Origin of the sequence: Sphingobacterium sp. 1.A.5 (assembly GCF_002734235.1) — a bacterium.
GTDB classification, from domain to species: domain Bacteria; phylum Bacteroidota; class Bacteroidia; order Sphingobacteriales; family Sphingobacteriaceae; genus Sphingobacterium; species Sphingobacterium daejeonense.
This window is the reverse complement of record NZ_PEBA01000005.1, coordinates 62,368-88,732: the sequence shown is the minus strand read 5'-3', so window position 1 is coordinate 88,732 and position 26,365 is coordinate 62,368. Positions and strand designations below refer to the sequence as shown.

16 protein-coding genes are annotated in these 26,365 nt (G+C 38.9%); 3 read left to right on the top strand and 13 right to left on the bottom strand.

Translation table 11 applies throughout. The annotated features are described in order from the left end of the window. Window positions 1-8 precede the first annotated feature (8 nt). The 12 genes from CRT24_RS04360 to CRT24_RS04305 all read right to left on the bottom strand — a co-directional run bounded on the left by CRT24_RS04360 (window position 9) and on the right by CRT24_RS04305 (window position 21,322). Window positions 9-1,817 (bottom strand): hypothetical protein, encoded by a 1,809-nt coding sequence (locus CRT24_RS04360; protein WP_099370028.1) that lies wholly within the window; start codon window positions 1,815-1,817, stop codon window positions 9-11. 22 nt (window positions 1,818-1,839) lie between these two features. After that, the gene (locus CRT24_RS04355; protein ID WP_099370027.1) at window positions 1,840-3,600 is read right to left on the bottom strand and encodes a RagB/SusD family nutrient uptake outer membrane protein; all 1,761 of its coding nucleotides are present in this window, start codon (window positions 3,598-3,600) and stop codon (window positions 1,840-1,842) included. A gap of 39 nt (window positions 3,601-3,639) precedes the next feature. Next, entirely contained in the window at window positions 3,640-6,762 is a 3,123-nt protein-coding gene (locus CRT24_RS04350) for a SusC/RagA family TonB-linked outer membrane protein (protein WP_099370026.1), read from the bottom strand. Between the two features lie 19 nt (window positions 6,763-6,781). Then, window positions 6,782-8,695: a RagB/SusD family nutrient uptake outer membrane protein gene (locus tag CRT24_RS04345; RefSeq protein ID WP_099370025.1), complete on the bottom strand. Its 1,914-nt coding sequence runs from the start codon at window positions 8,693-8,695 to the stop codon at window positions 6,782-6,784. A 12-nt stretch (window positions 8,696-8,707) separates the two neighbouring features. Further along, window positions 8,708-11,905 (bottom strand): TonB-dependent receptor, encoded by a 3,198-nt coding sequence (locus CRT24_RS04340; protein ID WP_099370024.1) that lies wholly within the window; start codon window positions 11,903-11,905, stop codon window positions 8,708-8,710. Window positions 11,906-12,315: 410 nt separating this feature from the next. After that, window positions 12,316-13,671: an FGGY-family carbohydrate kinase gene (locus CRT24_RS04335; protein WP_099370023.1), complete on the bottom strand. Its 1,356-nt coding sequence runs from the start codon at window positions 13,669-13,671 to the stop codon at window positions 12,316-12,318. Window positions 13,672-13,680: 9 nt separating this feature from the next. After that, window positions 13,681-14,955, bottom strand: coding sequence for a TIM barrel protein (locus CRT24_RS04330; protein ID WP_099370022.1), 1,275 nt, complete (start codon window positions 14,953-14,955; stop codon window positions 13,681-13,683). A 31-nt stretch (window positions 14,956-14,986) separates the two neighbouring features. After that, window positions 14,987-17,095 (bottom strand): bifunctional aldolase/short-chain dehydrogenase, encoded by a 2,109-nt coding sequence (locus tag CRT24_RS04325; RefSeq protein WP_099370021.1) that lies wholly within the window; start codon window positions 17,093-17,095, stop codon window positions 14,987-14,989. A 33-nt stretch (window positions 17,096-17,128) separates the two neighbouring features. Further along, complete coding sequence (rhaT, locus tag CRT24_RS04320) at window positions 17,129-18,202, bottom strand: L-rhamnose/proton symporter RhaT (protein ID WP_099370020.1); 1,074 nt, start codon at window positions 18,200-18,202, stop codon at window positions 17,129-17,131. Window positions 18,203-18,795: 593 nt separating this feature from the next. Next, complete coding sequence (locus CRT24_RS04315) at window positions 18,796-19,425, bottom strand: 3-oxoacid CoA-transferase subunit B (RefSeq protein WP_099370019.1); 630 nt, start codon at window positions 19,423-19,425, stop codon at window positions 18,796-18,798. Window positions 19,426-19,428: 3 nt separating this feature from the next. Continuing rightward, window positions 19,429-20,607, bottom strand: a complete 1,179-nt coding sequence (locus CRT24_RS04310) for a thiolase family protein (protein WP_099370018.1) — start codon at window positions 20,605-20,607, stop codon at window positions 19,429-19,431. Beyond that, window positions 20,600-21,322 carry a CoA transferase subunit A gene (locus tag CRT24_RS04305; RefSeq protein WP_099370017.1) on the bottom strand — a complete coding sequence of 241 codons (723 nt, stop codon included), beginning with the start codon at window positions 21,320-21,322 and terminating at the stop codon, window positions 20,600-20,602. Before CRT24_RS04305 ends, CRT24_RS04310 begins: the two co-directional genes overlap by 8 nt. 453 nt (window positions 21,323-21,775) lie before the next feature. On the opposite strand from CRT24_RS04305, the gene CRT24_RS04300 reads away from it, so the two are divergent. The 3 genes from CRT24_RS04300 (at window position 21,776) to CRT24_RS04290 (ending at window position 24,219) form a co-directional block, all read left to right on the top strand. Then, a complete protein-coding gene (locus CRT24_RS04300) occupies window positions 21,776-22,363 on the top strand; it encodes a hypothetical protein (protein ID WP_099370016.1) in 588 nt (195 codons plus the stop codon). Between the two features lie 267 nt (window positions 22,364-22,630). Next, window positions 22,631-23,548 (top strand): hypothetical protein, encoded by a 918-nt coding sequence (locus CRT24_RS04295; protein WP_099370015.1) that lies wholly within the window; start codon window positions 22,631-22,633, stop codon window positions 23,546-23,548. Next, a complete protein-coding gene (locus CRT24_RS04290; protein ID WP_099370014.1) occupies window positions 23,545-24,219 on the top strand; it encodes an ATP-binding cassette domain-containing protein in 675 nt (224 codons plus the stop codon). The genes CRT24_RS04295 and CRT24_RS04290 overlap by 4 nt, the downstream gene beginning before the upstream one ends. 361 nt (window positions 24,220-24,580) lie before the next feature. Here the strand turns inward: CRT24_RS04290 and CRT24_RS04285 are convergent, their stop codons facing one another. Beyond that, the gene (locus CRT24_RS04285; RefSeq protein ID WP_099370013.1) at window positions 24,581-26,362 is read right to left on the bottom strand and encodes a M14 family metallopeptidase; all 1,782 of its coding nucleotides are present in this window, start codon (window positions 26,360-26,362) and stop codon (window positions 24,581-24,583) included. Window positions 26,363-26,365 lie beyond the last annotated feature (3 nt).

Genomic DNA, 26,365 nt, shown 5'->3' with positions numbered 1-26,365 from the left:
CTTCAACTCTAATCTGCTTTATAAACAAAATTAAATCGACCCCCAGGTGCTGTATCACCATTAACATAGAAGTCCATGATATTTCCGTTCTCTTGCATATTATCATTCCATTTAAATTCAAAATTTACAGGTTGGCCTTTTAATTTTAACAGCGATCTGGAAACAGCTATCTCAAGTCGGTTATTCTGTATGGATATTGGAGCTGATCCAACGGATTCCCACTCCCATCGACCAGCTATATTTTTCTCTATAACAGCTTTATTATTCTTGGGATTTATTCTGTTAATCACATAATCATAACCATTCCAACCCGAGCTTTTATCTCTATCTACATCAATAAACAACATCATCCAATTTCGATCAGTGGACGGGCTCAATTTTCCCGCTGTTTCGACATAAAAGAAGACATTGTCTTTATCTCTAGCAACACGAGCATCTATAATATCATTTCTACCCGTATTATTGGTGTAATATTCACTGTATCTTCCACGGTGGTCCCTGTGCATGGTATTACCTGCATAATGCTTATACTGTGGGAGTACATTATCCCATTCATTTGCTTTTCCAATTTTAATGGTCTTTGCTTCAGAAACTTTGGTTGGAGGGTCCAATCCTTTAAATTTCCTCACGTTGTCGATCAATTGTTGGTAATATACATCACCTTTGTCACCCCAACCCTTATTAGGTTCTATATCGCGGCTGTGAGTCCAATCAAATTGATCAACGAAGGAAAAAGGATCTCCTGTCCAATTATCTTTTGGTAACCATTGTCCAGCTATATATTCATTCCAACCAGTCACAAATACGAGTTCTGGGTCCAATTCAAAGGCTCGATCCCATTGTTCCTGAAAATTCCAGCCATATAGGTAACCATCCACTCTAGGGTCAAAACCATTTCTCATACTAAAACTTCTCCCATAAGTTCCCGGAAGGTTGAATGCTGAGCAATGCCCATTGGTTGAAGGTCCTGCGTTTTGAGCAACACCTACCGCAACCTGTTCAAATTTCCCATTGCCTAATGGTGCATATCCGTGTTGAGGGTAATTCTCAAGCCATGCCCATTGGTCTTTCCTTGTAGGGCCATCTACGTAATCTGGCTGTCCAGGCCTGAAAGTAAAGAAGTTTGCAATTTCAAGGTCGGTTCCATTCTTTTCTAAATTATCTGGATAAGCCATAATGCCAGGCTTCCCTTTCCATATAAACCAAAGATTTTTATATCTGCCCGGCTGATAGACATCCTTATACAATTGTCTCAATGATACTGCCGAATGAGGTACAGGTCCGAATGGCAACAGAAAAGCTATTTTAGGTACATTGACCCCATCTTTTTGTGCTTGATCCCAGGTTTTAAACAATGCTTCGTAAGATTCTTGCCAAGTCAAACTTCCGTTGGTACAGTCAAAAAATACCACATCCACCCCTGCGTCTGCCAACATCTCAGCATGCTTTCTCAAAACCCAAGGGTCTGTTGTTTTATAGTATCCGAATAAAGGTTCCTCCCAAAAAAAGAAACCAGGTTTTTTTGTTCCCCATGCCGGATGGTCATAATCCTTCATAGCTTCAGGATGTTCTCGGACGATATTGGTTATATTCTTAACTTGATAACTAGTGTCGTCGTTTCCTTGGTGCCATGTCCAATAAAACATGGCTACGGTTTTATCCCGTTTTGGAGCACCCTTTTCAGAGCTTATTACTTTCCTGCCCAATGCATCCGTAAATGCCCAGTCATTGCTGCTTACAAAAGGTACATGCTGTGAAAATGAGGTGCCCATTCCCAATAAAATCAGGAAGATGGTTGTTAAAGAAAATTTATTCATTAGGTTTAGGTTTTTGGGATGGCTAATCAAGCCATCCCGGGTTCTGCCAATTTTCTCCAGTTAACTGGAAAATTTTGTTCACTTCTATTTGATCAATAGGATATAATAAAAACTTGTCAGCTGCACTACCTCGATCTCTCAGTTTAAATCTGGTAAACGTTTCTGATTCACCGTTTTTCTGAATCCGCATCCCCGTTACGAATTTGTCGGTAGTACTAAGAATTTTCCATCTGCGGACATCAAAATAACGATGCTCCTCAAATGCCAATTCGATACGTCGTTCATTCCGATATCTTTTTTCAAAATCCTCCTTTGTCATCCCGGTTTTTAGATCCGGCATGCCCGCTCTTTTTCTAATAGCATTCAGAGCCTCTCTTGCACTTAATCCTAGATTTGAATCATTCACTTTTACATCAGCACCAACAGATTGATAAGCTGCCTCAGCAAAATTCAGGTACAACTCAGCAAGACGGAATAATCGTACTGCGCCATCAGAATTATTACTTGCTCCAGAACGATGATTGTTGAATTTCCTTAAATAATATCCTGTTCTAGTATATCTTCTATCTGTGGTAGAAATACCTTCCGCTCCTCCAACATAGGTTTGAATCAAGCTGCCGGCAAGGTTTCTATCAGCGCCATTATAATAAATCGAAGCATAGAAACGTGGATCTCGACCTTCATAAGGTTTCATTGGATCATAACCAGATGCTGGATTTATAATGGGATGTAGATGATTTGCATCAGCATAACCCAAAATTGGGAGTTCCCCATTTGCCATTTCATAGCTGTCCACTAATTCTTGAGTAGGATTTGGCCCTGCTCGTTCCATTCCCGGATTTGTAGGCAAGCCAGCATTTTTCCAAACTTGCAATTGACCACCCAATTGATAAATTGTTTCTTTATCAACAGCACGTTGGTCATTTGAGGAAGTAATAAAATATAAGGCATAGGGATTCTGGGCTATGCCTGCCTCAGGCTTATTTGCAAACAATTCATAATCATTGGCAAGACATTGTGCTAAGGCTTCTGCCGTGATTTTTTTAGCATCCTCCCATGTATAGGTTCCATCAGACCATAATGGGCTAGCTGCATAAGTAACTGCTTGAGATTTGATTGCATAAGCTATTGCCCTAGACATTTTGCCAAATTGATTATCATAGATAGCCCATGAAAAACCATCTCTGGTATCAGGAACTTTTAAGGCCTCATCACAATCTTTCAGAATAAAAGTTACGATCTCCGAAAAAGATGATTTTTTATCCTGAGAGAAGTCATGATCCAAAGGCAATGGAGCATCAAACAAAGGTCCAGAACCGTATCGTTTTATTAACTGTAAATAATACAATGCCCTTAAAGTATGAGCTTGAGCAATCCAACCTGCCTTTTCCTCATCCCCAACATATACGGTTGCTGTCTTTATGTTTTCCAAAAAGACATTGCACTTTCTTATTCCTTCATACAAACCTGTCCAAGGAGCTCCGTCAGGAGAATACATGGGGAAAGTAGAAGTTGTAATATTCCCACCATACCACATGATGTATTGTGAACCATCAATTACATCATCAGCATCCTGAGCTTCATCACTATATGATGATCTTATAATATTTGGAGCTGGGGCATGTCCATAGCAAGAATTCAGATACCCTCTCGTTCTATTGTAATCACTGAATACCTGATCCATACTGATTCTACCATCACTTGGTAAATCCAATTGCTTATTACATGATGTTGAAAAACATATCAGAAGCAATGAGTAAAAGATATTTTTATGTAGTTTCATAATTTTTGTTCTCTTAAATCAATAATCTATTTTATATTTCTACAACATGAGATTTACCCCAAAACTATATACTCTATATACCGGGAAAGTAATATATCCACTCCCTTCAGGGCCAAAATCTTTGGTTTTCATCTTATCCCAAGTAAATAAGTTTTGTCCAGACAGTACAATCCGGATTTGATCAAATCCTATTTTCTTGGTAGACTCTCTTTGCAAGGTATAGCCCAACTCCAGATTTCTCAATCTGAGGTATGACTTATTGAAATTGACAAAATCGCTAGCTTCATGGTTAACTGATTTTTCTGTAGACAATGCTGGCCATGTTATTGTTTCTCCATTAGCATAGCGCTCAGCAGTCCAAGCGTTTTGATGTAATGCTGTATACATGCCTCCATTCGTAGTTTCCCAAATCCCTGGACCCATCATGATTCTTGAATAATCCCCGATTCCTTGGAAAATAAAGTTCATGTCAAAAGCACTATATTTCAATCCTCCTGAAAATGCATAAGTTATTCTTGGCACCATACCGTCACCAACAGGACCTTGGTCTCTCTCATCAATGATCCCATCGGCATTCAAATCCTGATACCTTAAGTCACCAACCCGAACTGCACCAAATCCATAATCCAAACCTGCAGCATCAATTTCAGCTTGAGAATTGAAAAATCCATTTCCTTGGCTATAGTCAACTAAGTATCCAAACTGTTGACCATATGAATATCCTTCTTCTCTGAGACGGTATTGAAAATCTTCCGTACGCTGCGCCTCGTTCCAACTAATAATTGTATTATGGTTTTTTGAGAACATCCCTTCAACATAAAATGAGAGCTTATCATTTAATCTTTTGTCGTATCGAAGGGTCAATTCATAACCTTTGTTTTCGAAAATCCCCTGATTTAATCTTGGATAATTTGAAAGAGGAATCCCTTGATAGGAAGGAATGGTAGAAACCGCTCCTACAACCATATTTTCCATCTTCTCTTTGAAAATATCAGCAGAGAATGTAATTGAATTAAAAAGTCCGAGGTCGAGACCAAAATTTGCTTTTGTAGAGACTTCAGCTTGTATATTTGGGTTACCAGTTTGTCTTTCGGTGATTAAATATTGCAAATAACCTATTGGTCCACCTGATTGTTGCGTGATCTGATCCAAGTAGGCGTATCTTTGTAAATCACTCTGATCATTCGCAGTTTTTCCCCAAGATCCCCTAAATTTCAAAAGGCTCAACCACTCGGAAGTTGATTCCATAAAGGATTCATTGCTCGCGATCCAGCTGGCTGCTACCGCAGGAGTAAACAAATACCGATGTGAACGAGCATATTGTTCAGAACCTGAATAGCCAAACACTCCTTTTAAGACATAACGGTCATCGTAATTGTAAACCAATTGCGCACCAGTACTAAGACGTTTGTATGGCAACAGTTCAGGGGCATTTGTATTGGCTTTGGTCAGGTCTTGAAACAATCCATAAGCCATAGCATTTATTGAATGATCACCAAAAACCCTAGAATAATCAAGCTGTCCCTTATAGGTTAAATGATAATAATAAGAATGTGATTTACCATAGGCTAACGGTGTATTGTTTTGTTCTCCTTTTTTTGAAAATTCCAATTCATCCCAATTATCAGAACGGATATATCTTTCATAATTCTGAGTGGTGGCTAAACTTCCAACAGAATTGGTTTGATAGGCAAATACACCTGAAAGGTTAAGCCCTTGAGTCAAGAAACTCATATCCAAGTTCAAACCAAATTGTGAACTGATGTTGGTTACAGTATGATTGTAATATCCAGTTCTATTAAGTATTCCATAAGTTGATTGATCAACGCGATCTGTGACAATTACTTGTCCGCTACCTGGTAGCTCTACACCATTTTCATCTTTTATAACTGGTGTCAATGGTCCATAGGTAGTTGGAGGCATGAGAAACATACTTGCATAAGTTGCATCATTGGATGCTCCGCCAGGCACATGTTCTCTCTTGACATTCCCACTTAATCTTAAAAAACCACTCAAATAATTATTGAATTGAATATCTACATTGGAACGATAATTTACCCAAATGTTTTTTGGATTAGCATCATAGTCTTTAGATTCGGTATTAAAATAGCCACCTTGATGCATAAAGTTCAAATTTGAAAAATAGGTTACTTTATCATTTCCGCCTGTGATATTCACACCTAATCTTTGCATGGAAGCAAAATCTTTGAAATATTTGTCATACCAATTATTGCTAGGATATAATTCCGGAGAATCACCTGTACGATAATGTGAAACGATATCTTCAGAAAATTGACTGAAAGGACCTAATCCATCATTTACCCCGGCTTGATTGCTGAACTCAGCATATTGGAGGGCATTGTACATTAATGGTTTGGTAGTGACTTGTTGAAAAGATTGATCTAATCTAGCTTTAATTTCCACAGGACCTTTTTTCCCTCTTTTTGTTTTCACAACTATCACTCCATTTGCACCCTGAATACCATATATAGCTTGCGTAGAAGCATCTTTCAGTATGGTAATGGATTCAATTTCATTTGGAGAGATATATTCCAAGGATTGATTACTATTATAAGAAGTAGGAATTCCATCAATCATGACCAAAGGGTCACCACTTCTTGCTGCGGATATTCCACGGACAAATAGGTCGGTATTCGCTCTTGACAATTCAGAAAACGTTTCTTGTGTTGTTAATCCAGCAAGACGTCCAGCAAATGTTTGACTCAGATTAGCAACTGGATGTCTTTCTAGTACATCACCTTGCACAATAGAAACTGCCCCAGTTAAGTCTCCAAAGGTCGTGTTACTATACCCTAGATCAATAATTTTATCCAATTGATGATTATCGGTTTTTAACACCACAATCAAGGTGCTATCTCCTCCTTGGATATTTACTATTTGTGTTGAATAGCCTATTCTTTCAAATTTTAATTCCTCAATACTTAACGGAATTTCAAGATCAAATGTTCCTTCCCAGTTTGTGGAAGTTCCTATTTTATTGTTTTGACTTGAAATGATAACATCCTTGATCGGGTTTTGTTGTTCATCAAGAACTTTCCCCGACAACATTACAGTAGATTCTTGTGCAAGAACCTGTAGCTGTAAGATGTTACATAAAAACACAAGGAGGCTCAACTTAAAATATGTTCGAAAATTTTTCATCGTATCTTATTAAATAATTTTACCATCCTGGATTTTGCCAATTTACCCCAGTTATTGAATTCAACCTATTTGCCTCTTCTAAAGGAATTGGCAACCAAATAAACTTGCTTGCATAGTTTCTTCTTTCCACGTCTCTTACCACTCTTCTAGCATAGGCATAAGTTCCATCTGCATTTCTTGTTATGTTCATTGCAGTAATCCATTTATCGGTTTTAGCAAGATTTTCCCCAGGTTTTGTCCATCTTCTGACATCAAAAAACCGCTGTTCCTCAAATGCCAATTCCACTCTTCGTTCATGTCTTACTCTTAATATTAGATTTTCTTTGCTCAGTCCTGCTGGTATTTCTGGCATCCCTACCCTTGCACGGATTTCATTAACGGCAGTTCTAGCTTCTTCCAGATGACCGGCCTCTGCTGCCGCCTCCGCAAAGTTTAGAATCACTTCTCCCAGTCTGAACAATTTTGCGTTAGCACCTCCGATAGGGTTATTGGTACTTGAATTAGGATGCAAGAATTTACGTTGAAAATAACCTGTCCTTGTAGCTTTTCGAACCGTTCTGTCAATACCAGTCTGTGGTTCTCCTTGGTAGGTTGCGATAATCCTGGTGCGGTTTCCCATACCTGCCGGGAAATTCTCAGGCGATTCCGCTACTTCCGCGAAATTCCAAAAGGCATAACGCTTCGATCCATTATAATAGATGTTGGCATAAAACCTAGGATCTCTATTTGCATAGGGGTCATTGGGATTGTAGGTTTTGTTATTTTTGTTATAATTCGGTTGAAGATGCTTTTCATCAAGATATGGATTGGCTAAATCCAAAATTGGTTCACCATCAATGGTTTCAAAAGCATCAACAATTTCTTGACTCGGACAGGTACCTGTTTTATAACCATCTTGCGCCCCTATTCCATCAATATTCCAAATATTGCCCTGTCCGTCTCTACTTTGCCAAATTGTTTCCTTATCGATTCGAGTACCTGAAAATTGCATTCCCTGAGTAAAATATTCATTGTATAATGATGCTTTCTCATTCACCGTTGGACCTATAAATGCTGTTGCAGAAAGATAGGTCTGAGGATAGTTAACTTTATTATAAAGCTCATATCCATTTGCTCGCAGGTTTGCTAATGATTGCTTATTAACAGTATATGCTTGTTCCCAATAATTTTGTCCAGCATTATTCTGAGGGCTTGCTGCATATAAGATCACTTTGGATTTTATGGCTTCTGCCACAGACTTGGTAATTCGATGTTGCTCACCTTGGTCGGTAATGGTCCATGGCAACTCGGAGGTTGCCAATGCGACATCACAATCTTCCATGATAAATTTGACCAAATCATAGTAAGTTGGTTTTTCAACTCCTGAAAAGTCAGCATCAAATTCCATTGGCTCCCTCATGATAGGTAACGCAGAACCAAACCATTTCAATAATTCGTGATAATAGTATGCTCTTAACAAATGGGCTTCAGCTTTCCATCTTTTACGGTCTGTTTCACTATTAACAGTTGCCGCGTCGATATTCTTGATAAATACGGAACAATTTCTAATTCCTGCCCAATAGCGGTTCCAATAGTCTCCGTTTCCTGCATCAGCGCTAATGTTGGTCATTGGATGAAAGGCAGCTGAAGCATCACCATTGTACACTCTTCCAGACATCAAGGTCGGTTCAGATTCTGCATCTGTGTCCCAAGCTTCATCGCTCCAAACAACGGGCCCACGCATCCAGAAAAAATAACGTGTACCCTTTGCCGGAATTTGATTATAACAGCTGTTCAAGAAAGCTGCTACCTTGATATTATCCTTAAAGACATCATCAATGGAAAAATAACCATCGGGTGCCATATCTAGTTCTTTATTACAAGAATTCAATCCAACTGTTAGGAAACCAGCTAATATAATCGTGTATATATTTTTTCTTAATCTTAAATTCATGATTTCTAAAATTTAAAAAGTTACATTAACTCCCATATTTACCATCTTGGTCACCGGATATCCAATTGGATCCATGTTTTCTGGATCAAGATGCTTCATCGGGAGATTGTCCCATAAGAATAAATTATGTCCACTTACATAGACTCTGAATGCATTTACACCAATAGGCTGCAATAATTTTGCAGGCAGCGTATATGCCAATTCCAGATTCCTCAATCGTATGTAAGATCGATTCATGATAAAGAAGTCATTGTTTACATGGTTACTGTTGCTTTGAGTACTCAGCGCTGGATAGGTAATTTCCTCCCCATTGGCAAATCGTTCAGCAGTCCAAGCAGTTTTGTGATATCCAAAATAGGTTCCTCGGTAAGTGTTTTCATATACACCCTGTGTACCGCCCCACACTCCTGAATAGCGACCTACTCCTTGAAAAAACACCGTAGCATCAAATCCTGCAAACGAAACGGTCATTCCAAAACCATAGGTAATACCAGGAATAGTAGAAGCCCCAATCGGCACTTGATCCTTATCATCCACCACACCATCTTTATTTAAATCTTCATATTTGAAATAACCAACTCTGGGAACTCCAAACCCATAACTCGTGGTTGCTAAATAACTATCAAGTTCTTCTTGGCTATTGAACATTCCAGTGCCATTGCTATAATCTATTTTATAACCGAAATTTTGTCCCATGGCATAACCGGTTCCACGATATCGATGTACATAAGACTCATCGCGAATAGGTTCATCAATGAACTTAACTACATTTCTGTTTTCACCATAATTACCGTTGAAGCTCAGGTGCAACTTGTCTGTAATGGTTTTTCTATAAGTCAACTCTACTTCGAATCCCTTATTGTTCACGATTCCCATATTAACTCTAGGGATATTTCCTAGCGGTACACCTTGAAAGGAAGGAACAGATTGTCTTTGAATAAGAATCTGGCTCCTGTCTTCAATATAATAATCAAATGCAGCTGTCAATTCCTTAAACAGCCCCAAATCCACACCATAGTTTTGCTTTTCGGCCAACTCCCAAGTAACATTTGGATTGCCGATCAAGCCTTGATTGATTCCTTGACCTAAACTCGAATTCGAACCTGGTATAGTGGCTAAACTACCCAAAGGACCTCCTCCTAAGGTATTCTTGGTTTGATATAAGAACCTAACTCCCCCCATTTGGTCATTACCAACTTTACCATAGGATGCTCTGAATTTTAAATTATCAAGCCATTCGTATTTTGGCATATAGGGTTCATTGCTCAGAATCCATCCAACAGAAAATGCTGGAAAGAAACCAAATCTTTTACTGGGAGCAAATTGTTCAGAACCATTATACCCCATATTGATCTCTGCCAAATAGCGGTCATCATATCCATAGGTAAACCTTCCTGCAACACCGATGACATTAAAAGGAATTTCACCGGCTGTAGTTTCCCAGTTATCCCGCTGCGCGAGGATCATTCCGGTGATGTTGTGTTTCTCAGCGAATGTTTTTACATAATTAATGGAACCTTGTAAATTGATATTATACCTGGAATCAGCACCTTTAACAAGACTTAAAAGTTCCTCTTCGGAACGTTTCACGGCATAATTCAATGTATTTGATGCGGGCACTATTTCAGCCAGGTAAAGTCTTTCCCTTTTATACCCTTGGGCAGCGGTGGTTGCTCTGGTATCGTATGAAACCATACCTTTCACACTTAATCCTGGAACATACTTTCCTAAATAGACATCAATACCTAAGGAAGCATTTAAATTGGACCTGATTTCATTCCTATATCCCATTCGATTGATGATTTCAAAGGCTGATCTATCCATATATCCCGGATCAACGATCTGGCCAGGCTCAATACCAAATCCACCAATAGTCACTGGTCCAGGGGTAATAGGTAAAATTGATTGAGCCTGATACAATAAATCACGCATCATCCAATTGGTATCTCCTCCATACAAACCTGCTGAAGGCATATTTACTTGCTCAATATACGTCCCGATATTTAAGAAAGAATTTACATATTCGCTTATTTTATAATCCAGGTTAGATCTAAAGTTATATCTCCGCATCCAAGAGGAAGGGTCATATCCTAACTGCTCTTTAGGCTCAGTTATCAAATTACCTCCCTGTCTGAGAAATGCGCCATTAACGAAATAGCTCAATTTGTCTGTACCCCCGCTACCGTTGATATTTACTCGAGTCTGAGGTGTATTTTTAGCTATAAATTCACGGTAATAATCATGGTCAGGGTACATATAATTTAAGACCATTGCTTTAGTATTGTAATCTGGATCATTGCGATCGAGACCCGCCAATGGATTTTCATATTTACCGATGATATCAGCTGAAAATGGTGCTTCCAAACCATCATTTAGGGATGCCTGATTTCTCAGGTTCAAATATTCTAAGGATGTTAATCGTTCAGGTTCTCTTGTAAAAGATGTCCAACTTTGATCAAGGCTGGCATTCAATTCTATCTTACCTACTTTACCTCTTTTGGTTGTAATTAAGATTACCCCATTGGCACCTCTTACTCCAAAAACGGCGGTTGCAGAAGCATCTTTCAAAACCGTCACTGTTTCTACCTCATTGGCATCTAGCGTTCGGATATTATCCCTAGGCACCCCATCGATTAAGATGAGTGGCGCTTGTCCATTTGTTGTTGCAGCCCCACGAAGAAACATGGTTGCATCATCACGCCCAGGTTGTCCACCACCACGTTGCACAGAAGATAGACCAGGAAGTTTACCTGCAAGAGCGACAGCCAAACTTGCTGAAGGCGTTTTCTTCAGATCTTCGCTGCTAACTGAAGATACAGCTCCCGTAACTGATAATTTCTTTTGTTGACCATATGCTACCACAACAACTTCATCAATATCTTCACCTTGTTTCAACAAATCAATGGTTAGATTTCTAGCCGCATTCACTTCCGTTTCTTGCTGTTGGTATCCAATTAAGCTGAAATTTAATTTTCCGCTATTGGGCAGGTCGAGTTCGAAACGGCCTTGATCATCACTGGAAGTAGCGATATTGCTGTTTACAAAACGAATGGTAACTCCCGGCAAGACTTCCTTGGTTTCTGCATCACGAATCGTCCCTTCAATTTTAAACCCTGATTGGGCCCATAAAACATGAACTGAAATAAATAAAATCAGAAGAATGGATAACGACTTGAACAAAATACTTTTCCAAAATAATGTTCCTTTCATAGTCTTAGGTTTAGTTTATAGGTAATATTTAATATTCATCACTTGATATCAATTTTCCTTAAACAGAAATGAAGGCTAATATTTCTCGACTAAAGAGATGTTAATATCAATAAGAAATTTATTAGTAATATGATTTTGACCTTGGTTTTAATTTGGGTCGGTTTATAATTTGTTTTTCTGAGATAAAAGTACCGATACATGCACAATTCCGCATCCTGTGCCATCCTGATTTCCAATTAATTATAAGAAACCCGTAAATATTCAACAAAAAACGCTAGCTAAAACAATTAACTTAAATAAAATCTTTAACGAATTCGTGTAACGAAAAAAACGACCAACATGCCATGCTGATCGTTTTTCATTAATTATTAAACTATAAAATGAAAAATTGAAAATGAAAATTTTATCAATTAGGTTCTAAAGAACCTCAATTCTATCAAATCATTAGGGATAGGTAAGGAATTCCAATGCTCATGGATGACCAATGCAGCACCAACTGCTGTTGCTTGCGCCATGGATGCAGCATATACTTCAACTTCTGGATATTCCTTTGCCAACAGGTTCATGTAGATTGAATTTTTACTGAATCCTCCATCTACAAAAACTCGAGTAATTTTTCCTTCATTCATGATCAAGTTGGTCGATTTCACTTGTGCTTTAACCAAATGTAGCATCAAAGAATGATAAGCTTCTGTATAATTAGCAAACTCATTAAGATCTATATTTGCAAAGGCATCCAAATCATTTGAAATCGATTTATTGTTCAGTTCATCTACTAATTTCCAATCGATTTCCATATTCCGAAATTTGGCTGTTGTAATGCCGAAATGGTCTGCAATTCTTTTTGTTTGCACATCATGTTCATGACCTGCAAATAACCGAGATGCTTTGACCGGATCTCCTTTATAGGATAGATAAAAAAGACAATCTTGTTCGAGTTCGTCTTTGGTCAATGGCCTATAATTAAACGGATTTAAAGAAATGCACCATGTGCCTGTAGAGATCAAAACAAAGGGTTCATGAAAATTCAAAAGATAAGGGATTAATGCTGAAGACGAATCATGCAAACCGCAACCAATCTTGAATGTACTCCCAGGGAAATTAGCTGCAAAAACTTCATCCGCCTGAACGATTGGTGCTAGCTTTTCCTCAATTCCGTTATCCTTTACCCATTGGTGATAATCTTGTGTATGATAATCCCATAAGGCTGTATGACAACCTATACTTGTTTTATCAGAATACATTTTCCCAGAAAGTAAAAAGCTGAGATATTGTGGTAAATGTAGGGCAGATTTGGTCTCAGCAAAAATTTCTGGCTTTTGATGTTTTATTCTGTATAATTGTAAGCCTGAATTTAAACTTCCTAAATCAGGCGATGCGGTATCCAAACTGAATTGTTCAAGACCGGCATATCGATTATGAAGTTCGTCCTTTAAATCTTTTGGATATTCTTTTAGGTAATTGTATAGTGGAGTCAAAGGCTGACCATCTTCCCGGATCAGTACGAAACTTGCGCCATAGGAAGTGAAATTGATAGCCTTTACATCGTATTCAGTCTTTCGGAAAATTTCATGTAAAGAGTCGAATACTGACAATCTTAAACTTTCCAAGTTTTCGCATGGATCACCATCTTCATCCACTGTTTCTAAAAATCTAGCGGATTTTTCAAATACAATTTTATAGTGTTCGTCAAACAAGAACAACTTTTTGTTTGTCTTGCCCACATCAAAAATTGCAACAACAGGTATACGTTCTTTTTGTCCCATGCTCACCTTCTATAAGCCAGTTGCCACTGAGTTTTCACCTCTTTCCTTTACCAATTGTTTTCTCACAGCTAATTCATCGAATAACTGCAAAGGATCCAAAGCTGCTCCTGCACGTAATCTCGCCTCAGCAACAATAGGTCTAACATCTGTGCGGAATGCATTCTGCAAAATATTCTGAGCTTTTACGATATCATTGTTTTTTTGTGCTTCTTTAAGAGCTTTTCGGTCCACCAATAATGCCTGTGCATAAGCAATCATGATCGCTTCAACAGATTGCAATAAGTCCACCAAAGGATCTTTTAAGTTATGGGAAGCATCTATCATCCAACCTAAATCGGTCACATGGTCCATGCCTCGATTATCCATTCCCTCAACCAATTCATTGAAAATCAAAAACAACTGATAAGGTTTGATTGACCCTGCTGTCAAATCATCATCCGCATATTTACTATCGTTGAAGTGGAATCCACCAAGTTTTCCTTCCATTAATAATAAAGAAACTATCTGTTCAATATTTGCATTCGGAAGGTGGTGACCTAAATCCACTAAGGTATAAGCTTTTGGTCCTAATTTACTCGCCAATAATAAAGATTGTCCCCAATCACCAATGGTCATGGAATAGAAAAAGGGCTCAAATGCTTTGTATTCGACAAATAATTTCCAATCTTCTGGAAGATGTGCATAGATTTCCTTTAAACTTTCCAATGTATTTTGGAATGCTTCACGGAAATTCAGCTGCCCTGGAAAGGAAGAACCATCTGCTAACCAGACTGTCAAAGCTTTAGAACCCAATGCAATACCGTGGTCAATAACTTCTTTGTTATGGTCAACTGCTTGTTTCCTTACCTTGGGATCTACATGGTGCAAAGAACCATGTTTATAGCTTAATTCTTGATCCTTTTGGTCTTGAAATGTATTGGAATTTACGGCATCAAATTTAAGGTCAAGGGATGCTGCCAAATCTTTGATTTTGTCAGCATCCTTAGGGATATCCCAAGGAATATGTAATGATATGGCACCACTCGATCTATTCAAAGCATGCAACAGACCAACGTCCTCAATCTTTTCCTCCAAGGTACCCGGTTCTCCTCGACCACTGAATCTGCCGAATCGCGTACCACCAGTTCCCAATGCCCAGCTTGGAATAGCAATCTGAAATTGCTCCAATTTTGAAACAACCTCTTCAATTCCTGCAATATCTTCTTTTAAGAATTGGAAAGCCCGCTGATGCTTGGCTTCCAATCCTTGATTATGTTGTTTAATTTGTTCTCTCTCAATTCTCATCGTTTCTGCTTTAGGCTTATTCTAGTTATAATTATCTGACAAATGACATGGCAACTCCGCCATCCACATTCAGAACATTACCTGTAGATTTTTTCAACAATCCACCAACAAAAGCAAAACAAGCATTTGCAATATCTTCAGGTAGGATTACCTCATTGAGCAAAGTACGTTTTGCGTAAAAAGCAGGTAGCTCTTCAACCGAAACGCCATAAGCTTTTGCACGGCCTTCAGCCCATCCTCCGGCCCAGATATTACTGTCGGATATCACCGCATCAGGATTTACCACGTTCACTCGGATTTTATCAACTCCCAATTCAGCAGCATTCAGTCTACTCAAGTGTAATTGAGCAGCTTTAGCACTTCCGTACCCCGCATTGTTTGGACCACTAACCAATCCATTCTTGCTAACGATATTCACGATGTCGCCTCCAATTCCTTGGGATTTCATAACACGTACAGCCTGTTGCGTGACATAAAATTGTCCTTTCACCAAAACATCGTACAATAGATTTAAATCTTTCTCAGTATGATCTTCTATACTTTTTGAAATCGATAATCCCGCATTATTCACGACGATATCAACACCTGCATAGTTTAAGCATGCTTTTTCAAATGCTACCCTGATTTGTTCTTCGTTGGTTACATCTAAAGGTACTGATACTACATTATCATTTCCAAAAGCCTCCTCAAATTCTTTTTTCGTACCTGCCAAACGTTCTGCATTCAAATCATTCAATACAATGACTGCACCTTCTTCAGCAAATTTTTTGGCAATTGCTTTTCCTATTCCTCCAGCACTCCCTGTCACCAATGCAATTCTTCCTGATAATGACTTCGGTTTTGGCATACGCTGTAATTTCGCCTCCTCCAATAACCAATACTCAATATTGAAAGCTTCTTGTCTTGGCAATGAAGTATATTCACTTACCGCCTCTGAGCCTTTCATTACATTGATGGCATTGGTGTAGAACTCCGCGGCTACCCTCGCTGTTTGTTTGTCTTTCGCAAAAGCGAACATCCCTACTCCAGGATAGATGATGATAACTGGATTTCTATCACGAATGGCCGGACTATTCGGATGTTTACAGTTTTCATAATATTCTGTATACATTGCTCTATAGTCTTCAAACAAAGGTGCTAGTTTTTCTTTAAGTGCTGTTACATCACTTAAGTCATCATTTTTATCCAAGTTCAAGATTAAAGGTTGGATTTTTGTTCTCAAGAAATGGTCAGGGCAACTTGTTCCGAGCGGTGCCAATTTCTCAAGGTCATTGGAATTGATGTATTCCAATACACGATGGTCATCGGTAAAATGGCCGACCATATGGCGTTCGCTAGAACAAAATCCTCTAAGGACTGGCGCTATTTTAGCTGCTTGAACTTGTCTTTCTTTAGGATCGAGGCTTTCGATTTTCTGTCCACCAAAAATAGCTCTGTTTTTGCCATAATTTTCTTCAAGGTAGTTTGCACAAGTTTCAATCACGTCGAGTGAATTGATGTAGCATTCTTTGGCAGTATCGCCCCAGGTAAATAATCCATGTGATCCCAACATTATCCCACGGATTCCAGGGTTTTGTTCTAGGCACTCCCTTAATTGTAATCCCAGATCAAATCCTGGCTTTTGCCACTCTACCCAGCCGATACTACCATTGAATAATTCTTGTGTTATCTTCTTTCCATCTTTTGCTGCAGCAATGGCGATTGCTGCATCTGGATGTAGATGGTCTATATGCTTAAATGGTAGAAAACCATGCAAAGGCGTGTCGATTGAAGGTGCTTTAGAAGCAAGGTCAAAGATACAGTGATTGAACAGTTCAACCATTTCATCTTCATGTTCGATTCCGCGGTACACTTTTTCCAAATCTCGCAACCGATCCACATATAGTGCGGCAAGTCCAGATTTCTTCAGCGTGCCAATGTCACCTCCAGAACCTTTAATCCACATGACCTCCACCTCTTCACCAGTCAATGGATCTTTGTCCATAACCTTACAAGAAGTATTTCCACCACCATAATTGGTAATCCTTAGATCAGACCCCAAAATGTTGGAACGGTATAATAACAGAGCCACTTCGTCACCCGCAAGCTGTTGAGCGTACTCATCGTCCCATAAATAATTAACGTGTTTGTATGTTCTCACTGTTATATATTTTTTAGTTTACTATTCTATTATCTATTCTAATGTTTTTGCAAATCCCACAATGCATATCGAAATAATGATTGTAGCAATTCCTGCAATAATAGCTGTGTATGTAGGCTTGCTAACTCCCTTCCATTCCTTCAGGGCAATTCCCCAAGCATTGGAAATCAAGATTATAAATGCCATATGCAATATCCATGAGCTGGCGCCATTACCCAACCTACTTTCACCCATTCCATAAAAGAAGAACTGCAAATACCATGTTGTGCCCGCTATAGCGCATAACAAGAAGTTCTTAGCTAGTGGCGCACTGGATTTTGTATAATCAGAGAATGAATGATTCTTTATAAGAAGGTATAAGCACCATAAAAAGTTCGTTGTAAATCCTCCCCATAGTATGACAATGTAGGTTACATTGTTTTGGTACAAGAATTCACCTTGGTTTGGATTAGCGGCTTTCCAAAGGTTGTTTGCCACATCGGCCATTGGTTTTCCCGATTCTATTCCAAAATTGAAACAAGCACTCAGTACGCCTGAAACTATGGCTACCACAATCCCCAATCCAAAGTTATAGTCTGATTTTGCCTCGCTGGATAAGGTACCCAAGCTCTTCTCTTTCAGCACACCGGCCTTTCCACATAAATAGATCCCTATCACGCAGACCAACAGTCCAATCATCACGCAAATGCCCGCCTTATCTGTAAAGAAGTAATCTATTCCGTGCTTTCCTTCGGCTTTATTGAAAAAATAATAAACTGCAGGCATCAGGGATCCGAAGACCATACTCAATCCCAAAATCACACTGCTTCCTAAAGAAACACCCAAATATCGTACCCCCAGACCATAGGTCAATCCTCCGATCCCCCAGAGTATTCCGAATAAAAAGGTATAACCCAATATGCTGGAGTCCGTATTGCTGATGATATCTGCAAAGTTGGGAATGGTAAGCCATGCTGCAATCGGAGGTACTATTATCCAAGAAAATAATCCTCCCAAAATCCACATGGATTCCCATGACCAGCCTTTCACTTTTTTATAGGGGACATAGAAACTCCCCGATGCAAATCCTCCAATAAAATGAAATATTACTCCTGCTAGTGCATTCATACTTGATCTTAAAAATTGATTTAGGTTTATAAGTTATTTCGAAGATATTTTAAATCTTTCGCATAACTGTTATGGACTGTCATGGCTAGATAAAATCATTCTGATGGGCTTAGTTGACTTGGCAGGGTAAGTAGCCGTGGTAGGGTAAGTAGCCGTGGTAGGGTAAGTCGCGGTAGCAGGGTAAGTAGCCGTGGTAGGGTAAGTAGCCGTGGTCGGGGGCCCCTACCCCGCCCTGGTTGGTGTCTCCACCAACCAGCTGTTTATTTTAGTGGCAGGTGGGGACACCTGCCACGGCGAAGTGGGGACACCAACTTGGGCGAAGTTGAGCCTCCAACTAGGACGTGTTACTAATATTTGATATCAGGGGAATAAATAGTTTCTCCCACTAAAGCGGGAGAATGACACGGCTCTCTTATAGAATAATGGGCGAATTTTGGAGGAAAATTTCTGCGGCTCGCCGCAGAAATTTTCCTCCAAAATTCGCCCTCATGCTCCGGGCATGTGTGTCATTCCCGAGCTTTAGCTCGGGAAACTATTTTTAGGGAATTATCATGCATTTATCTTGCTGGTTGGTGGGGACACCAACCAGGGCCTTAATAAAACAACTTTCCTGCTGTACTCTGTTTCACCATATCCAGAGATACGTCATCATGCAGTTCGAGGACTTTGAACCCGCCTTCCGGCATAATTTCAAAAACCCCGAGTTCTGTTACTATTTTTTTGACACATTTAACACCTGTCAGGGGTAGTGTACAATTAGGTAACAGTTTGGATTCACCGGCTTTGTTTACATGTTGCATGGCGACGATAATATTTTCGGCACTGGCTACGAGGTCCATTGCTCCACCCATTCCTTTAACCATTTTTCCTGGAATTTTCCAGTTGGCGATATCGCCATTTTCAGAAACTTCCATTGCTCCCAAAATGGTCAAGTCAATTTTTCGAGACCTGATCATTCCAAAGCTCATTGCCGAATCAAAGAAAGCTGAACCTGGCAAGGTCGTGATGGTCTGTTTTCCGGCGTTGATATAATCAGCATCTTCTTCACCTTCAAAAGGAAATGGTCCCATGCCCAATAAGCCGTTTTCACTTTGCAAAACAACATTGATATTCTCAGGGATGTAATTTGCTACTAGGGTTGGAATACCAATTCCTAAGTTCACGTAATAACCGTCCTTTATTTCCTTAGCAATCCTTTTTGCTATTCCGTATTTATCCAACATAGGTTAACATTTCTTTAGAAGCATAGCGCTTGCTCCACCGCCTCCATTACAGATTGCTGCTAAGCCTAATTCGCCTCCTTCTTGATGTAAAACATTGATTAAAGTCACAATTATCCGGGCACCCGAACAACCTAGCGGGTGGCCCAATGCTACTGCACCACCATAGACGTTGATTTGATCTTCCGAAATATCCAATAATTTAGCATTTGCCAAAGCTACTAACGAGAATGCTTCATTAAATTCGAAGTAATCAATATCGTCAATTGTAATTCCTACCTTCTGCAATAATTTTTCAGTTGCTGCGGCTGGTGTTGTGGTAAACCATTCAGGCGATTGTTCTGCATCAGCATAGCCGACAACCTGTGCCAAAGGTTTCAACCCCAATTCATTGACTTTTTCTTCGCTCATTAATATGACTGCTGCAGCGCCATCACTCAGTGTTGAAGCATTTGCAGCCGTAATGGTACCATCAGCTTTAAATGCGGGACGCAATTGACTCACTTTTTCAAAGTTGATATTCTTAAACTCTTCATCCTCATCCACCATTACAGAACCTTTGCGAGATTTCACCTCTACAGGAACCACTTCATTCTTAAATTTTCCACTTTCCCAAGCTATTTTACTTCTCGTGTAAGATTGGATAGCATATTCATCTTGATCAGCTCTGCTGATATTATATTTTTCGGCACATAATTCACCGCAATTTCCCATGGCTTGATCAGAATAAACGTCTGTCAGTCCATCTTTCTGAATACCATCAAATAGTTTCTGGTCGCCATACTTTGCTCCCCACCTTACCGCAGCATCGTAGAAAGGCACATTGCTCATACTTTCCATCCCTCCAGCGACTACGACTTCTGCATCTCCCAGTAATATCTGTTGTACCCCGATGGATATGGCTTTCATTCCACTAGCGCATACCTTGTTTATGGTTGTTGCAGGTACGCTGTCAGGAAGTCCTGCATATTTTGATGCTTGCCTTGCAGGTGCTTGCCCTAAATTTGCCTGTAATACAGAGCCCATATAAACCTCATCCACTTGGTGAAGTTCTAATTTCACTTCTTCCAATACTGCTTTAATTGCTTTGGCACCCAATTCTGTTGCAGAAACTGAGGCTAAGGAAGAACCAAAACTTCCCATTGGTGTACGCTTAGCTGCAACGATATATACTTTTTTACTCATTATTATCTTTATTTCTTACTGTCCTTTGTTCAATTCTTTTTTCATATTTCTCCCCTTGGAAGATCTTATTGACGAAGATGCCCGGTGTATGTATATAATTAGGGTCCAGTTCACCTGGTTCAACCAATTCTTCCACCTCGGCAATGGTGATCTTGCCACACATTGCAACGGCATGGTTAAAGTTTTGTGCAGTACCTCGATAGACAAGATTCCCTGCTTTATCACCTTTCCAAGCTTTCACAAATGCAAAATCGGGCTCAAATGCATATTCCATCAGATAATCTTTTTCAACACCATGGAAGGTGAATTTTCTTACTTCTTTACCTTCTGCGACTTCTGTCCCTACTCCTGCGGGGGTATATATCACCGGTAATCCATACCCTCCGGCCATCAAGCGTGTGGCTAATGTACCCTGAGGAACCAGCTCTACTTCGAGTTCTCCACTTAACATCTGTCTTTCAAACTCGGCATTTTCACCTACGTAAGAAGCGATCATTTTTTTTACTTGTTTTTTCTGCAATAGCAGTCCAAGTCCAAAATCATCGACCCCAGCATTGTTGCTGATACAGGTAAGGTCTTTGACGCCTTTATCCAACAGTGCAGAAATTAGGTTTTCAGGAATCCCGCACAAGCCAAAACCACCCAAGGAAATGGTCATCCCATCTTGAACACCTTCAATAGCTTCTTGCGCATTAGATACTGTTTTATCAATCATATCTTATTCTTGCGTTAGCTCCCTAATGGGAATAAATAAATTTTAAAGATCTTATAGAAACCAAATAATCATTTATAAATCAATGATTTGATAAAATATTCGTCGGTGAATATTTTATGAATGGCCTAAAGTTTATAATCATGATAAAAATAACGAAATTATCTTAATCCTCTATGAATTAGCAACTTTTACTATTCTAGAAACAACATTGATGAATTTTTCAATAGTTCATAGAAAATGGTCAGCATAATTAAAAATGCTTAAAAGGATTTAGAGATGAATTAGATATTATAAAATGGAAGGTTGTATAAGCATAATAATAAATAATTATTAACCTTTGGTTAAACCCTTAAGTGCAAATTGGTAATCTGGCATCAATTTCCAATATTTCTTTTGTAATTCTAATTAAATTGCTAAACTTGACATGTAAAGCAAGAAATACACCTTATTACTATGAGATTATTATCTTTTATTCTACTATTTTGGGTTCTGAGCCCTTCTTTATCCGCTCAGACCTTACAACAAAAACTTAAAACATCGCCTCTTGACAGCCAGTTTGTGTACTTAAACTTACAATCACGTAATCAAGACAAGGATTTTAAGATTATTCGAAAAACAAACCTCGACATTATCCGCCAGAATGTTAAGGATTCATTAAGCACTTACAAAAAGCAAATTTCAGAATTGAAGGGCGATGCTTCATCAAGCGCCGGTAGTATTACTGGACTTCAAGATTCTGTAAAAAACTTGAGTGCAGCACTTGAACAAGAACAACAAAAAACAGATAGCATCTCCTTTTTAGGAATTCAGTTCTCTAAGAGTTCTTACCATATGATGGTTTGGATCATCATTGTGGTCCTTGCAATAGCCTTATTCGCAATATTAGCAGCATTTAGAAAAGCTAAAGTGGATACCGATGAAAGTAAACATACTGTAGATGAACTTCAAGAAGAACTTCAATCTTTAAGAAAGAAATCTATGGAAAGAGAACAACAATTGAAACGCCAATTATTGGATGAACAGTTGAAAAGGAATTCGTAAAGGAGATATGAGATGTGGGATGTGGGATGTGAGATAGAAAACGTGAGAGAGAGGTTAGACATAAGTCTTTAGACATTAGACATTAGACGTTAGACATAAGACATAAGACATGGCATAGTGCTTAGAAAGGGCTACTTTGGTATGGCTAAAGCTTTAATAAAAGGAATGATATAGAAGTAGGTTCGGTGACGAACCTATTTTTTTTGCGGAGTTGTAACAATAAATGTATAATAGGTACTAATTGATTGATAATTTGGACCATTTATTATGCTAAATAATTATTTTAAACTTCAATATCGGATAATCTCTAGAAGTTTCGAAGAATTTGGCTTCAACAAATATCTTCTGGCACCTGTTATTTTAGCGTTTTATATCTCCCTCTTCTATTTTATTTCCTTATCTCCAAGCTGGGGAGTTTATTTAGTTAGTTTATTGAACTTTCAATGGTTGTTTGCTCTTTCGGAATTTAATAGAAATGAGTTTTTAAGAAATACATTCGAAACAAAAGACTTTCATTTCATTCGGTTATTGGAAAATTTTTCTGTCAGCCTTGGGACCATAATTGTCCTAACCATCTCAGGTAATTACCTTTTGGTGGGAATACTTTTGGCACTTTGCGTATTATTTGTTTTTATTTCCACAAACAGCATTTGGTCCAATAGAATTCCAACTCCATTTACCAGAAAACCATTTGAATTTATAATTGGCTTTCGAAGCACTTGGCTTTTAATTGTTTTATTGTATAGTATTGCGCTTATCGGATTGATCTACAACAATCAGAACCTCGCGTTGGTTAGTATGTTTGTCCTCTGTCTATGCAGTGCATTTTATTATCAGGAACCTGAACCATATATGTTTTTTTGGAACCAGAACCGGAAACCCGTAGAATTTATATGGTATAAAATTAAACGAGGAATTATCCAATTAAGCATTTTGTTGATTCCATTGTTACTCCTCCAAATACTTTTCTTTCCTTCAGAATTATACAAGCCAATCCTTGTATGGGGATTAGGCATTTTGTTGATTCCTTTTACCATCAGTTTAAAGTATGCTGCATATCCCGAAAAAGTTGGGATTTCAGAAGGCATTATATTAGCTTTATGTTTAGCTTTCTACCCCTTAATCTTAGCAATTATACCCTATTATTATTTTAAAGCCATTGCAAACCTTAAGAAAATATCATGATTGAAATCATTAATCTATCAAAATCCTATGGTTCTAAACAGGTTTTGAGCAATATCAATATTCGATTTGATTCAGGGAAGATTTATGGAATCGTGGGTGATAATGGCGCTGGGAAAACCACACTTTTCCGTTGCCTAGCTGAACTTGAAGATTATGAAGGCCGTATTCAGTCAGATGAACAAAACCTGAAAGGTAAGCTGGGTTTTCTGACCTCTGAACCATATTACCTCCCAAAAATAACTGGAGAAGAACATATCTATCTGTTGACAGATGCCCGAAAAGTAAAAGTGGACAACTTAACCGAACGAAATATCTTTCAACTTCCCCTAAAAGAATATGTCTCCAACTATACAACAGGTATGAAAAAGAAATTAGCAATTACTGCTGTTCTTCTTCAAAAGAATGAATACTTCATTTTTGACGAACCCTTCAATGGGATTGATCTAGAAAGTTCTATCATCTTCAGCGCTATACTTAAAAAGTTAAAAGACCTTGGGAAGACCGTAATCATCTCTTCGCATATCTTTTCTACGCTTAAAGACTCTTGCGATTATATCTACAAAATCGAAGAGGGTACGCTTTCATCCCCTTTTGCCAAGGAATCTTTTGATGAGTTGGAAGATGAAATGAGGCAGAAAATCTTGATGAAAGATATCGGGAAGATTCTATAAGATTTTTAGACTCTCCTTCCTATCTCAGTCGTACCTTGTTCCACTCTCCGTCCTCTTTCGTTCGGACCTCGTTCGGACCTTGTTCGGGTGTTTTCCGAAGAAGCTCCGAACAAGGTCCGAACGAAGTCCGAACAAGAGACGAACGAGAGTAGAAGGAGAATGAGATGTGAGATGTGAGATATGAGATGTATGATTTGAGATGTGAGAATTTTGATCTTGGGAGGCTGGTTGAGGAAAAGACAGGTTTTATTAGGGAATTGGTGTTTTTATTTATGAGGGTAATAAATCACTGGAACAAAAAAAGCAGCAATCCTGAGATTACTGCTTTGGTTATTAATCGATTTTTAAATTGTTGCTATGTTTAGGATTTGTTTTCTGAGTCTTTAAGCGGATATTCGAGGTACCCACCTTTAGGGCTGTCGATAATGACTTTTGCTGAATTTGGATTGCCTTTTACGATCCATCTAACTTTTACAGCGCTCATTCCGTCGATGGTTGGAATTTCGATTTGCTGAGGTTTGAACTTCTGTTCTTTGGTTTCATTGAAGTCACTGTTCAAGACTTGCATTCCTGTTACTACTTGTGCACCTTCCAAACGGATATGATTTGGTCTTTCAATCTTGAAATTCACATCATGGTCAGAATGCGTAGGGACTATCCTACTGTTCCATACCGTTGCATTCACTTCATATAGGTTACCACCCAAGGATTTGATGTTTGACTCAAGGACTTCAAGTTTAGGCATGTGATAGGCATGATAAATGGTAAAAGCAGCATTTCTATGCGCTTCTTCCATCAATAAGAAGCCGGGGTGATTTCTCGTATAATTTTTCTTGGCTCCTCCGATTTCAATTTTTCCATATTGCGGATGATCGTATTCTTTCCAAGGCACATAAGCATCGCCAAACATCAGCAATCTATCAAATTCATAGTATTCATCGCTCTGTCTTAGACCTCCTTCGCTTTTTTCATTAAAAAGTTTGTAGGTTGTCATCAACTCATTCGAGAAAGTGAAGATCCCACGTGTAAGTGCCAGGAAGTCGATTTCTCCACCAAATACAGTATAGAGATCTTTGTGTATCACGATATAATCATAGCCTGGCAGCATTTTCTCACCGGTTTTGCCGAGGGCATCATATACTTGTACATCTTTTCTAGAATAGAATTTCTCATCGTCAGCCGCACCTGGTCCGCGCAAGATCATACCACCATAATTGTGATAAGATTGAGCACCTGCTATGTTGGGATGGGAGTAGATAAAATTCTTGACTGCTTGAGTTTCAGGCAAAGTTCCAGGATAATATAATGCTCCGCCCTGTACATAATTTGGTTGCCAATTCCATCCCCAATCGCGGTTAGGGTCATAAGTTCCCGTGATGTCTTCATTTACGAGTCCGTCGCCATCGTTGTCAATTCCTTCGAATCCCAACATTTCATATTCGCCTACTTCTCCGGGTTTGGCCATGATCATACGATTGGGATTATCGGGATCGATTTTGAATCTTCCTGTTTTAGACTTGCGTCGCATCATGACAATTTCGCCGTCACCATCCAAATCATCGTATAAGTCCTCCGCTACCAACCCATCACCATCATTGTCAAATGGTCTTCGACCTGTTCTTGAGGAATGCATCGTATTGGGGTTGTAAATAAAGTATTCTCGAGAATCAGGGTTAATAGTTGGGGCAATATAGAATACTTTGTCTTTCAGCAATTCCTTGATAAAAGGAACATTATTGAAATTTTCGACCAAGCACCAAGCGGTATACATGGATATTTCAGAACCTTGCAGCTCATTGGCATGTATATTACCATCGATCCACATGGCTGGTTTTCGGTCCGCTTTTCCTTCACGGAAATCAGTAACTGTCAACACGAATATATCCCGTCCTTCATAACTTTTGCCGATAGATTCATATTTGACAAGATCTGGATAAGCTTTTTGCAGGTCTTTGTAGAACTGTTCCATTTGTTTGAGGTCATGATAGCGGCTCCAATTCATTGGGACTTTAGGATTTGAGGGCGAACCAATGGCTCTCAGTCCTGAAATTTCTTTGCCTGCATCCTCGTTTTTCTTTTGAGCAAAAACTGCCGAAACACTAAGTGCTAAGGCAAGGGATAATATTTTATAGGATAATCTCATTTC

Excerpts from the sequence above, each read along its gene's own strand:
- CRT24_RS04335 (WP_099370023.1), bottom strand. The coding sequence starts at position 13,671 with ATGGGACAAAAAGAACGTATACCTGTTGTTGCAATTTTTGATGTGGGC.
- CRT24_RS04355 (WP_099370027.1), bottom strand. The coding sequence starts at position 3,600 with ATGAAACTACATAAAAATATCTTTTACTCATTGCTTCTGATATGTTTT.
- CRT24_RS04315 (WP_099370019.1), bottom strand. The coding sequence starts at position 19,425 with ATGTTGGATAAATACGGAATAGCAAAAAGGATTGCTAAGGAAATAAAG.
- CRT24_RS04330 (WP_099370022.1), bottom strand. The coding sequence starts at position 14,955 with ATGAGAATTGAGAGAGAACAAATTAAACAACATAATCAAGGATTGGAA.
- CRT24_RS04285 (WP_099370013.1), bottom strand. The coding sequence starts at position 26,362 with ATGAGATTATCCTATAAAATATTATCCCTTGCCTTAGCACTTAGTGTT.
- CRT24_RS04340 (WP_099370024.1), bottom strand. The coding sequence starts at position 11,905 with ATGAAAGGAACATTATTTTGGAAAAGTATTTTGTTCAAGTCGTTATCC.
- CRT24_RS04290 (WP_099370014.1), top strand. The coding sequence starts at position 23,545 with ATGATTGAAATCATTAATCTATCAAAATCCTATGGTTCTAAACAGGTT.
- CRT24_RS04300 (WP_099370016.1), top strand. The coding sequence starts at position 21,776 with ATGAGATTATTATCTTTTATTCTACTATTTTGGGTTCTGAGCCCTTCT.
- rhaT (WP_099370020.1), bottom strand. The coding sequence starts at position 18,202 with ATGAATGCACTAGCAGGAGTAATATTTCATTTTATTGGAGGATTTGCA.
- CRT24_RS04350 (WP_099370026.1), bottom strand. The coding sequence starts at position 6,762 with ATGAAAAATTTTCGAACATATTTTAAGTTGAGCCTCCTTGTGTTTTTA.
- CRT24_RS04345 (WP_099370025.1), bottom strand. The coding sequence starts at position 8,695 with ATGAATTTAAGATTAAGAAAAAATATATACACGATTATATTAGCTGGT.
- CRT24_RS04310 (WP_099370018.1), bottom strand. The coding sequence starts at position 20,607 with ATGAGTAAAAAAGTATATATCGTTGCAGCTAAGCGTACACCAATGGGA.
- CRT24_RS04305 (WP_099370017.1), bottom strand. The coding sequence starts at position 21,322 with ATGATTGATAAAACAGTATCTAATGCGCAAGAAGCTATTGAAGGTGTT.
- CRT24_RS04360 (WP_099370028.1), bottom strand. The coding sequence starts at position 1,817 with ATGAATAAATTTTCTTTAACAACCATCTTCCTGATTTTATTGGGAATG.
- CRT24_RS04295 (WP_099370015.1), top strand. The coding sequence starts at position 22,631 with ATGCTAAATAATTATTTTAAACTTCAATATCGGATAATCTCTAGAAGT.